This is a genomic window from Streptomyces capitiformicae (genome assembly GCF_002214185.1).
Classification (GTDB): domain Bacteria; phylum Actinomycetota; class Actinomycetes; order Streptomycetales; family Streptomycetaceae; genus Streptomyces; species Streptomyces capitiformicae.
In genome coordinates, this window is record NZ_CP022161.1 from 7029236 (window position 1) to 7041207 (window position 11972).

9 protein-coding genes and 1 pseudogene are annotated in these 11972 nt (G+C 70.5%); 9 read left to right on the forward strand and 1 reads right to left on the reverse strand.

What is annotated here, in order from left to right:
- The first annotated feature begins 336 nt into the window (after positions 1–336).
- The 9 genes and pseudogenes from CES90_RS31395 to glgB all read left to right on the forward strand — a co-directional run bounded on the left by CES90_RS31395 (position 337) and on the right by glgB (position 10202).
- A complete protein-coding gene (locus tag CES90_RS31395) occupies positions 337–735 on the forward strand; it encodes a hypothetical protein (protein ID WP_189782736.1) in 399 nt (132 codons plus the stop codon).
- On the forward strand, positions 732–1559 hold the full coding sequence (locus CES90_RS31400; protein ID WP_373313324.1) for a hypothetical protein: 828 nt from the start codon (positions 732–734) through the stop codon (positions 1557–1559). Before CES90_RS31395 ends, CES90_RS31400 begins: the two co-directional genes overlap by 4 nt.
- Before the next feature lie 37 nt (positions 1560–1596).
- Positions 1597–2136, forward strand: coding sequence for a roadblock/LC7 domain-containing protein (locus CES90_RS31405; RefSeq protein ID WP_189782737.1), 540 nt, complete (start codon positions 1597–1599; stop codon positions 2134–2136).
- A gap of 16 nt (positions 2137–2152) precedes the next feature.
- On the forward strand, positions 2153–2527 hold the full coding sequence (locus CES90_RS31410) for a roadblock/LC7 domain-containing protein (RefSeq protein ID WP_189782738.1): 375 nt from the start codon (positions 2153–2155) through the stop codon (positions 2525–2527).
- 147 nt (positions 2528–2674) lie between these two features.
- The gene (locus tag CES90_RS31415) at positions 2675–3334 is read left to right on the forward strand and encodes a lipoprotein (RefSeq protein ID WP_229913783.1); all 660 of its coding nucleotides are present in this window, start codon (positions 2675–2677) and stop codon (positions 3332–3334) included.
- 234 nt (positions 3335–3568) lie between these two features.
- A complete protein-coding gene (locus CES90_RS31420) occupies positions 3569–4930 on the forward strand; it encodes an APC family permease (protein WP_189782740.1) in 1362 nt (453 codons plus the stop codon).
- A gap of 124 nt (positions 4931–5054) precedes the next feature.
- Positions 5055–5696, forward strand: a pseudogene (locus CES90_RS31425) (alpha-glucosidase C-terminal domain-containing protein); the annotation flags it as partial.
- 95 nt (positions 5697–5791) lie between these two features.
- Positions 5792–7249, forward strand: a complete 1458-nt coding sequence (locus CES90_RS31430) for a maltokinase N-terminal cap-like domain-containing protein (protein WP_189785802.1) — start codon at positions 5792–5794, stop codon at positions 7247–7249.
- 43 nt (positions 7250–7292) lie between these two features.
- Positions 7293–10202: a 1,4-alpha-glucan branching enzyme gene (gene glgB / locus CES90_RS31435; protein ID WP_189785803.1), complete on the forward strand. Its 2910-nt coding sequence runs from the start codon at positions 7293–7295 to the stop codon at positions 10200–10202.
- 263 nt (positions 10203–10465) lie between these two features.
- On the opposite strand, the gene CES90_RS31440 is transcribed toward glgB, so the two are convergent.
- Positions 10466–11893 (reverse strand): cytochrome P450, encoded by a 1428-nt coding sequence (locus tag CES90_RS31440; protein ID WP_189785804.1) that lies wholly within the window; start codon positions 11891–11893, stop codon positions 10466–10468.
- Positions 11894–11972 lie beyond the last annotated feature (79 nt).

Consider the following 11972-nt stretch of genomic DNA (forward strand, 5'->3'; position numbering starts at 1 on the left):
GTTGTTCGTGGCTTGTCGCGCAGTTCCCCGCGTCCCTAGGTGATGGGGGCACTCGGGAGTGCCAAGCGCTCTCATTTGCGCGCCCCTCAAGCCCCCCAGAATGGGTGAGGGTCGGCGTCGCGTCCGACCGCCGCCATGCGGTTCGACCGCATATCCCCACCTCAGCGCGTCGGCACTTTATGCGGGCCTCAACCCGCCTGAAAACCAGTCAAGTCGACCCACCTTAGTCATGCGTCGGCATGTTCCGCTGGAAAATGCCAGATTCCTCACTCCTCGCGCACACGTTGCGTAGCGTCTGTGTCACTCAGCCGAACCGCAGGCAGGAGGGGAGCCACGGTGCCCGGAATCGACGAGTGTCTGGTGGAGGCCATGAGGCTGCCCGGTGCCCTGGGCGCCGCGGTGGTCGACTGGACCAGCGGACTGGCACTGGGCACGGTCGGGGAGGCACCCGGCGGTGACCATGAGACGACGGCGGCCGAGGCCGCGGAACTGGCCCGGCTCGCGGCGGAGCACCGGGCGTTCGCGCCGGAGGAGGGTTCCGACTGGTCCGGGGCCGGCCTGCCGGTCGAGGACCTGATCGTCAGCAACCGGGACACGTACCACGTGCTGCGGTTCGTGCGGACGACGTTCGACAGCAGTGTGTTCCTGCATCTGTGGCTGGCCCGTACCGACGGCAACCTCGCGCTGGCCCGGATCCGGCTCGGCGAGATGGCGGGACGGCTGGTGCTGACATGAGCGTGATCACCACACCCGCGCCCCAGCTGCCCATGCGTGGGGCCCAGGCACGCCACGCCGTCTCGCCCATGCTGAAGCGGCTCGCCGCCGAGCGTGCCACCGGCGTACTCCTGCGGGAGTGCGGCTCGCTGTATCTGTCCGACGGCGAGGTCGTGCACGCCGAGAGCCCCCGGTCCCCGGGCCTCGACGTGCTGCTCACCACCGGCGGCATCCTCGACTCCGAGGGCTGGCGCGAGGCGGTCGACACGGCCGGGGCCGGGCTGCGGGTCGGGCGGTTCCTCGTCGACAGCGGCCGGGTCGCCCGCGGCGCGCTGGAGCTGTGCCACTCGGGGGCGTTGTTCGACGCCGCGTACTTCGTGCTCGGCCCGAGCAGCGCTCCGGCCAGCTTCCGGTACGGGGCCGCCCACTGGCTCGGGCCGATCCGCCCGGTGCCGGTGGCCACGGTGGAGCGTGAGGCGCTGCGCCGCCGCGACCTGCTGCACCGCATCTGGCCCGACCCGGCGACGGACGACGCCCCGCTGATCAGAACGGTCGGCCTCGCCGTCCCACCGGTCCCGGCCCGCCAGGAAGCCGTACTCGGCCAGGTCAACGGCTTCCGCACGGCAGCCGACATCTCCCTGACCCTGGGCCGCCCCACCTTCCACACCCTGGTGGACATACGCCGCTTGGCGGCAGCGGGGCTGATATCGACCGCGCCATCGAATACCGCCGAACCCGCACCCGGCGACGAAGCACCAGCCCCCACCCACCATTGGCCGCTCACCGTCACCGACCCCGACATCGCCCTACTGCAAAGGCTCAGGGATGCGCTGGAGGCCCTTTGAGCGGCAGCGGGAGCGTCCCGCCGAGAGGAGACCGCTCATGGCCGCGGAGGCCGAAGTCCTGGACGAACTGCACCGGTTGAGGACCCGTATACCCCAGTTGACCGGCGCGCTCGCGGCCAGCGTGGACGGGCTCGTCCTCGCCCACGACACCCCGGGCGTGGAAGCGGAGAGCGTGGCGGCCCTCACCGCCGCCGCGCTGGGTGTCGCCGTACGCATGACCGACGCGACCGGCAGCGGCGACCTCCGCGAGCTGCTCCTGCGTGGCGAACACGGCTACGTGGCGACGTACGCGGCGGGCCCCTCCGCCGTGCTGACGCTGCTGGCCCAGGACCGCGTCAACGTGGGCCGACTGCACCTGGAGGGCCGCCGCGCCGGCCACCGCATCGGCGAACTCGTGGCCGCGGCACCACGCCCCGCCGACCGCTCGGCGACCACCATGTCCACCCCCACGGCCCTGACCCCGGCCAAGGCCACGGTCAGGTCCACCCCACCCCGCCGCACTCCCCGTCCCCCCACCCCCCGCACCGCACCACGAACCACACCCAACGCCAACGCACGTACCACCAGTGAGAGTTGAGAGGAAACAGCACACCATGGCCAACACCGAGACCGCGTTGAAAGAGGCCCTCGCGTCCATCGAGGGCGCGACCGGCGCCGCCCTCGTCGACTACACCAGCGGCATGGCACTGGGCACGATCGGCGGCAGCAAGAGCTTCGACCTCACCGTCGCCGCCGCCGGCAACACCGATGTCGTACGCGCCAAACTGCGCACCATGGAACACCTCGGCCTCAAGGGCGAGATCGAGGACATCCTGATCACCCTGTCCGACCAGTACCACCTGCTCCGGCTGCTCACCGGCCGCGGCGGCAACGGCCTCTTCCTCTACCTGGTCCTCGACTCCAAGCGGGCCAACCTGGCCATGGCCAGGCACCAGTTGAAGAAGATCGAGGCGGAACTGGAGGTCTGACGTCCATCGGGCGGCGCACCCCCATCTCGGGGGCGCCGCCCGCAACCGCACAACCGTACGATCACCCTCGGCCGGTCCTCCGCTACCGTGTCCCGCCGGAACGGAGAGAGGGAGACGGCGGCTGTGCGAAGAGCGGTGAGAGGGTGGGTGCCGGCCCAGGTGGTCCTGCTGGCCGGGCTGCTGACGGGCTGCTCGGAATCGACGGTGGGCGACGCGGAGTCCTCGCCCTCGGTGAACGCCTCCGAGTCGGCCAGGCAGGCCGAAGCGACCGAGGCCGTCGAGAGCGGCGGCACCGTCGGCCCGGCCGGTTCCGCCTGCGAACTGCCGGTCACGTTCGACACGGCCGCGAAGTGGAAGCCGGAGGCCATCGATACCGCGCCCGTGGAGAGCGGGAACGAGATCGCCGAGGAGCTGGCCGAAGGTCTGCTCCACCAGGGCCCCTTCACCGCCGCGTGCGAGATCGACGCCAAGCCCGCCGGGAACATCGGCTTCATCCGCGTCTGGACCGGCGAGGCCGGAGCGACAGAGAAGGACGCGGAGGCGCTGCTCAAGGAGTTCGTGGCGGCCGAGGGCAACACGAGCAAGGCGCGGTACAGCGACTTCTCCTCGGACTCCGACGTCTCCGGCGCCGAGGTCCAGTACCTCTACACCAGCGAGGTCCTGGAGGAGACCAAGAAGGAGCGGGCCTTCATCGCCGTCACCCCCGCGGGCCCCGTCGTCGTCCATCTCGGCGGCTTCGACACGGCCGAACACGAGGCGATGCTCCCGGCGTACGAACTCGCCAAGCGGACCCTGCGCACCACATGAGCCCCGCCCCCTACGCACCACATGAGCCCCGCCCCCTACGCACCACGTGATCGCCGCGCCCTGCGACGCACCACATGAGCCCCGCGAGCCCCTCCCGCGCCTCATGAGCCGTGCCCGTGCCTCCGAACCTCTGGTGAAGCTCTGAGAATCGGTTGCCCACGCATCCACGGACCGGGACCGGGCAGAACTCCCCCGGACGGATCACCGTCGGATCACCGATCGGGGGAGGTTCTGATGTCCACCACCGAAACGACCGCCGGAGCGCCGACGCCCGCCGAGGAGACCGGCCTCAAACGCGTGCTCGGCCCCAAGCTGCTGATCCTCTTCGTGATCGGCGACATCCTCGGCACCGGTATCTACGCGACGACGGGCAAGGTCGCCGGGAAGGTCGGCGGAGCCCTGTGGCTCCCCTTCGTCATCGGCTTCGTCGTGGCGATCCTGACGGCGGCCTCGTACGTGGAACTGGTCGGCAAGTACCCGAAGGCGGCCGGGGCGGCCCTCTACACCCAGAAGGCCTTCAAGCTGCCGTTCCTGACGTTCATCGTCGCCTTCATGGTGATGTGCTCGGGCCTGTCGTCGGCGAGCGCCGCGGCACGGGCCTTCAGCGGCGACTACCTGAGCGAGCTGACGAACGACGCGCTGCCGCCCACCCTCATCGCCATCTCCTTCATCGTGCTGCTCGCCGCGCTGAACCTGCGGGGTGTCTCCGAGTCGGTCAAGACGAACGTGGTCCTGACCCTTGTCGAGCTGACCGGCCTGGTGATCATCCTCGCGATCGGGGCGTGGGCGGTCCTCAGCGGCGACGGGGAGCCGTCCCGGCTCACCGAGTTCGAGGCGAGCGGCACGGGGTACGCGCTGATCACCAGCGTCCTGGGCGCCACGGCCCTCGGCTTCTTCGCCTTCGTCGGCTTCGAGGACTCGGTGAACATGGCCGAGGAGACGAAGGACCCCGTCAGGACGTTCCCCCGCGCGATCTTCATCGGCGTGGCGGTGACCGGCACGATCTACGTCCTGGTCGCCCTGGTCTCGTCCCTCCTCGTCGACCACAGGACCCTGGAGGGTTCCAGCGGGCCGCTCCTCGAAGTGGTGAAGGCCGGCGGGGTGGACTTCCCGCACAAGCTCTTCGCCCTCATCGCCCTCTTCGCGGTCACCAACTCCGCGCTCATCAACATCATGATGGCCTCGCGGCTCTGCTACGGCATGGCCAACGAGCGCATCCTGCCGCGTGGCATGGCCCGCGTGCTCCCCCGCCGCCGCACCCCCGTCGTCGGCATCGTCTTCGTCACCATCCTCGCCATCGGCCTGGTCTCCACCGGCGAGATCGAGGGCCTCGGCGACACCACCGCGTTCCTCCTTCTCTGCGTCTTCGCCGTCGTCAACATCGCGGTCCTCGTCCTGCGCCGGGACCGCGTCGACCACGCCCACTTCCGGACGCCGACGGTGTTGCCGATCCTCGGCGCGGTAACGGCCCTGACCCTGGCCAGCCCCCTCGCCGACCGCCCGGCCGACGTGTACATCCGTGCCGGGGTTCTCTTGGCCATCGGGGTCGGCTTGTGGGCGGTGAACAAGGTGATTCTGCGGGTGCGGGGTGAGTGAGCCGCGGGAGAGCTCGGGGGGTGGGGTTGTAGGGCGGGTGCGGGTGGGTTGTGGCTGGTCGCGCCCCGCGGCGGAGCCGCATATCGATACAGCCCCGCGCCCCTGAAAGACACGGCCCCTGCGGCGTATGCGCGCCAACATCGGCATCCGCCGCCGCCTCGCCCCACTCCTCGACAACGACCGCAACCAGATCGAACTCTTCACGGCTCTCCTGCTCTCCCTTCCCGGCTCGCCGATCCTCTACTACGGCGACGAGATCGGCATGGGCGACAACATCTGGCTCGGCGACCGCGACGCCGTACGCACCCCCATGCAGTGGACCCCGGACCGCAACGCCGGCTTCTCCTCCTGCGATCCGGGACGGCTGTCCCTGCCGACGATCATGGACCCGGTCTACGGCTATCAGGTGACGAACGTCGAGGCGTCGATGTCCTCGCCCTCGTCGCTGCTGCACTGGACCCGCCGCATGATCGAGATCCGCAAGCAGAACCCGGCGTTCGGCCTGGGCTCGTACACCGAACTCCCGTCGTCGAACCCGGCCGTCCTCGCCTTCCTCCGCGAGTGCAAGGACGACCTGGTGCTGTGCGTGAACAACTTCTCCCGTTTCGCCCAGCCCACCGAACTCGACCTGCGCGCCTACGAAGGACGCCACCCCGTCGAACTCATCGGCGGCGTGCGCTTCCCGGCCATCGGCGAGCTGCCCTATCTCCTCACCCTCGCGGGCCACGGCTTCTACTGGTTCCGCCTGCGGAAGGACGCCGTGTAGCCCACCGGAACCCCGGGTGGGCCGGGCCGGTTTCTCCCGGCCCACCCGGGGCACGCAATCAGGAACCCCCGCCCTCGGGGAAAGGACGCGACGCCATGTCGGAAGCCGCCACGCACTCCACTGCGACAAGTCCTGCTCCACCGCCCGCCATGGAGCCGACTCCCGGGCTGCTCCACTCGCTGGAGCCGCTCCTGCGGGAGTGGCTGCCGCGGCAGCGCTGGTTCGCGGGGAAGGGGCGGCCCGTCACCGGGTTCAGTCTGGTGGCGGGGACGGAACTGCTGCCGATGGGCAGCGGCGCGAAGGCGGGGCTGCTGCATCTCCTCGTACGCGCCCACCAGCCGCTGCTGCCGTCCCAGGGCGCCGCCGCCCACCCCGGCCCCGGCGACTGCTACCAGCTTCTGCTCGGCGTACGCGCGGCCCTGCCGCCCCGGCTCGCACCCGCCCTGATCGGTCATGTGGCCGAGGGGCCGCTGGCCGGGCGGACGGTGTACGAAGCGCTGCACGACCCGCGCCTCGCGGACGTGCTCCTGGAGGCCCTGCGGTCGCAGACGCGCATAGGCGATCTCCGCTTCTCACGGGACATGCGGCACGACATACAGGAAGGCCTGGTCCCGCGTCTGGTGACCTCGGAACAGTCCAACTCCTCGATCGTCTACGGCGATACGTTCATCCTCAAGCTGTTCCGGCGAGTCGTGTCCGGCGCCAACCCCGACCTCGAACTGCCGCTGATGCTGTCGCGCGAGGGGTGCCCCCGGGTGCCGGCGCCGGCGGCCTGGATGGTGGCGGACCTGGGTTCGGACGCCAACCCCGGCACGCATGTCCTCGGGGTGCTCCAACCGTTCCTCCAGGGCGCGGCGGACGGCTGGGAGCTGGCGCTGAGCATGCTGGCCAAGGGCGAGGACTTCGCCGCCGAGGCGCGGGCGCTGGGGCGGGCGACCGCCGAGGTGCACACCGCGCTGACCCGGGCCCTGCCCACGGCCACGCTGGGGCGGCCCCAACTGGAGCTGCTGGTCGAGGGGATGACGGAACGGCTGGAGGCGGCCACCCAGGCCGTGCCCGCCCTCCGTCCGTACGCGCCCGGCCTGCGCTCGGCGTTCGAGGCGCTGTCGGACCTGGCCGCCGAGGGCCGTACCTGGTCGGCCCAGCGCATCCACGGCGACCTGCACCTCGGGCAGTGTCTGCGCTCCCCCTCCGGGGAGTGGTCGCTCATAGATTTCGAGGGCGAGCCGTCGAAACCGCTGGCCGAGCGCCGGATGCCGCAGCCCGTCGTCCGCGACATCGCCGGGATGCTCCGCTCCTTCGACTACGCCGCCCACTCCCTCCAACCGCCCGCCACCGACTGGGCCTCCACCTGCCGCGCCGCGTACTGCTCCGGCTACGCGGACGTCGCCGGGACCGATCCGCGCACCGATCCCGTACTGCTGCGCGCCTACGAGACCGACAAGGCGGTGTACGAGGTCGTCTACGAGGCCCGTCACCGCCCCGACTGGCTACCGGTACCGCTGGCCGCCGTCCACCGCCTCGCCACCGACCCCTGCACCGACATCCCCTGACCACCTGTCGCACATCCCCCGTACCGCCGAGGAGGCCGTCCCTGTGACTCCCGTCCCGCCGTCCGACGACAGCACGCAGAACAGCAGCACCGCCGCCGAGGGGCCCGCCCCGGCGAAGAAGACGGCCGCGCAGAAGACGGCCGCAAGGAAGACGGCCGCGACGAAAACCGCGACGAAGAAAGCGACGGCGAAAAAGACGACGGCGAAGAAGACAACGGCGAAGAAGACAACGCCGGCCGAGACGGCGAGGACGGCGCAGAAGGCCGACGGGGGCACGGCAACAGCGAAGAAAGCCACAGCGGGCAAAGCCGTGGCGAAGAAGGTGGCCGAGGGCGCGGGCGCGGTGAAGAAGGCCGCCGCCAAGAAGGCTCCTGCCAAGAAGGCTGCCGCGGAGAAGGCTGTGGCCAAGAAGACTGCCGCGGAGAAGACCGTGGCGAAGACGGCGGCCACCAAGAAGACGGTGGCCAAGAAGGCCGTGGCCAAGAAGAGCACGGTCAAGAAGACCGCCGCGAAGAAGACGGCGAAGGTGGTGAAGCCGCGCAAGGTGACGGAGAAGGCGACCCTGGCCCCGACCGTCCCACCGGCCCCACCGGCCCCACCGGCCCCACCGGCCCCACCGGCCCCACCTGCTTCCGGAACGACCGGAACCGACCCGGTGGTCCCGGCACCGGCCGACGCCGAGCGCACGGTTCCCCAACCCCGAAGCGGCGAGCCGCCCGTTCCCGAGCCCCCGGCCAACGAGTCACCGCTCCCCGAACCCGCCTTCTCCCCCGCCATGGACGGCGATGATCGCGAGCGACTCGTTGCCGGTACGCATCACGCGCCGCATGCCGTGCTCGGGGCGCATCCGGCGCCCGGGGGTGTGGTGTTCCGGGCGTTCCGGCCGTACGCGCTCGCGGTGAGCGTGGTGGTGGGGACGTTGCGGGCCGAGTTGCACGATGACGGGGGCGGGTTCTTCTCGGCGTTGCTGCCGTTGCGGGAGGTGCCGGCGTCGTACCGGCTGCTGATCTCGTACGAGGGGAGCGAGCAGGAGACCGAGGACGCGTACCGTTTCCTGCCCGCGCTCGGGGAACTGGACCTGCATCTGATCAACGAGGGGCGCCACGAGGAGCTGTGGCGGGCGCTCGGGGCCGAGCCGATGACCCACCAGGGGGTGACCGGCACCCGCTTCACCGTGTGGGCGCCGAACGCGCGCGGCGTACGGCTGGCCGGGACCTTCAACTTCTGGGACGGCTCCGGGTTCCCGATGCGGGCGCTCGGTTCGTCCGGGGTGTGGGAGCTGTTCGTGCCCGGGATCGGCGAGGGCGAGCTGTACAAGTTCGAGATCACCCGGCCGGACGGCTCGAAGACCCTACGGGCCGACCCGCTGGCCCGCCGCACGGAGGCTCCGCCCAACACCTCCTCCGTCATCCACACCTCGACGTACGAGTGGGGCGACGCGGAGTGGATGACGAGGCGGGCGGAGATCCCCGCGCACGAGGCGCCGTTCTCCGTCTACGAGGTCCATCTGCCGTCCTGGCGACCGGGACTGACCTACCGCCAACTCGCCGAACAGCTACCGGCGTACGTCTCCGACCTCGGCTTCACCCATGTCGAACTGCTGCCCGTCGCCGAGCACCCGTTCGGCGGCTCCTGGGGCTACCAGGTCACCGGCTTCTACGCGCCCACCGCCCGTCTGGGCACCCCCGACGACTTCAAGTACCTGATCGACGCCCTGCACCGGGCCGGGATCGGGGTGCTCATGGACTGGGTGCCGGCCCACTTCCCACGTGACGACTGGGCGCTGGCCGAGTTCGACGGGCGTCCGCTGTACGAGCACGAGGACCCGGCGCGGGCCGCGCACCCCGACTGGGGAACGCTGGAGTTCGACTACGGGCGCCGTGAGGTGCGCAACTTCCTTGTGGCGAACGCCCTTTACTGGTGCGAGGAGTACCACATCGACGGGTTGAGGGTGGACGCCGTGGCCTCCATGCTCTACCTCGACTACTCGCGCGAGCCGGGTCAGTGGACGCCGAACGAGCACGGCGGCCGGGAGAACCTGGACGCGGTGGCCTTCCTGCAGGAGATGAACGCGACCGTGTACCGGCGGGTGCCGGGCGTCGTGACGATCGCCGAGGAGTCCACGGCCTGGGACGGCGTGACCCGCCCGACGCACGTGGCGGGCCCGGGCGGCTTCGGGGGCCTGGGCTTCGGCCTGAAGTGGAACATGGGCTGGATGCACGACTCGCTGGGCTATATGCAGCGCGAGCCGGTGCACCGCAAGTACCACCACAACGAGATGACGTTCTCGATGGTGTACGCGTACAGCGAGAACTACGTCCTGCCCATCTCCCACGACGAGGTGGTCCACGGTAAGCGGTCCCTGGTGTCGAAGATGCCCGGCGACTGGTGGCAGCAGCGGGCCAACCACCGCGCCTACCTGGGCTTCATGTGGGCCCACCCCGGCAAGCAACTCCTCTTCATGGGCCAGGAGTTCGCCCAGGGCGCGGAGTGGTCGGAGGCGCACGGCCCGGACTGGTGGCTCCTCGATCCCGCGTACGGTGCGGAGGCGGACCACCGGGGCGTACGCGACCTGGTCCGCGACTTGAACACCACCTACCGCCGCACCCCCGCCCTCTGGCAACGGGACACCCAGCCCTCGGGCTTCTCATGGATCACGGGTGACTCCGGGGACGACAACATCCTGGCGTTCCTCCGCTACGACGCCGACGGCACGCCTCTGCTCGCCGTCTCCAACTTCAGCCCCGTCGTCCGCCAGGACTACCGCCTCGGCGTCCCCGACGACGTCCCCGCCTGGCAGGAAATCCTCAACACGGACGCCGCCCGCTACGGAGGCAGCGACGTGACCACCCCCGACACGGTAAAACCGGACCCCCACCCCCACCACGCCCACCCCGCCAGCATCCGCCTGACCCTGCCCCCTCTGGCCACGACCTGGCTCCGCCCGGCCTAGGTTTCCTCGCCCCCGTCGCCCCTACCCGTCCCATCCCCAGGGGCTGCGCCCCTTCGACCCCCGCATCAGAGCTCGGGTAGATGGGGTTGGTTGGCGGCTGCGGGCTGTTTGTGGTTGCTCGCGCAGTTCCCCGCGCCCCTTTTAGGGGCGCGGGGAACTGCGCGACAAGCCCCCACCCAGCCGCAGATCGGGGTCGAAGGGGCAGCGCCCCTGGGGGTGGGACGGGTAGGGGCGGCGGGGGCGGAAAAGGTGCCCGGCAGCCGTCAGTCGGCCTTCCGCCCCCCGAACATCAGCCTCCGCAAGGCCCCCAGCAACCGACTCGGCTGCCGCGAGGGCACCGCCTCCGCGAGGGCGACCGGGGTCACCGCGTTATCGCTCCCCCGCGCGGGCGGCACACGCACCGCCTGACTATGCGCGCTCAACTCATACCGCACCGGCAGCAGCCGCAGCCCACGCACCACAGGCCCCGCCCGCCAGGGCAACTGATCCAGCGGCAGAGTGAGCTCCGCACGGGCGAAGTGCTCGAACACCCGCCCCACCGCGGTAGACACGATCGTCCCCGCCAACTCCCGCGCCGCACTGGGACACTGATGCGGACCGGCCCCCCACGCGAGATGCGCCCGCGTGCTGACCGCGGAGTCGACGAGGTGGGAGGTCCCGGCGGTGATCAGATCACGGTGCGCGGCCGCGACGGACGGCGACACGATGTCCCCACCCCTGATCCAGAAGTTCCCCAGCCGTACATCACGCGCCGCGAACCGGAAGCACAGGTTGGCGGTGGGCGGATTGACCAGCGCCGCCCGGTTGACCGTTTCGCCGATCTGCCCGGCCGACAGACTCCGCCGGACGGTCGCGTTGCCGCGCAGCACTTCCAGCAGGGTGTTGCAGACCATGTTCCCGGTGATGTCGTTGAGATAGACCGCGTTCATGAACAGCTCACGGCCCAACTGCTCATCGCTCAGCGAGGGGTCGGCCAGCAGCATGTACGAGGTCAGGTCCTCCCCGGGACGGAAGCGCCGATGCGCCGCCAGCCGGGTCATGGCCCCCAGCGCCCGCTCGGTCGCCGGGCCCGCGTCCGGCCCGCCGTCCAGCATCCGCCACATTTCCATGACCATCTCGTCCCCCAGTTCGACGGGGCACCCGAACAGCTTGGTCGTGACCATGAGGAGCAACGGCCGGGTGTACTGCGCCGCGAGATCGGCGAAGCCACTCGTGCCGGACTCCGCCGCGAGCATGGCGATGAGTTCGTCGGCGTACTTCGCGACGGCGGCCCGCAGCTCCCACCCCTCGGGGCTGTGCCCGTCCTGGAAGGGCCGCATCGCCGAGTGGTACGCCAGCCGGGCGTGCCGGTGTTCGTCGTCGTCGAAGAACATGGTCTGCCGGACCTCGTACCCGGCGAGCAGCGGCCAGTCCTGCGGCAGTCGCCCCTCCGCCCGGGCCCGCCAGTGCCGTACGTCCCGCCGCCAGACACTGTCGTTGCGCAGGACCTCCAGCACCTCGCGGTAGTCGAGGACCAGCCACACCGGCACGCCCATCAGCCCCACCGGCGCCACCGGGCCGTACATACTCCGCAGTCGCTCGTAGACGCTGCCCGGGTTCACATCGAACTCCGAGGTCAGCAACGGCTCGACAGGCAGTGATTCCAGCGTGGGGCTGCCTGCCGGAGCGGCCGCGAACGGATGAGTTTCCATGACCGACACGCATACCGCATCACACATACACGAGCAGTGACGATGACGTGAACTGTTACGGCTTGGTGATCCCTGATGC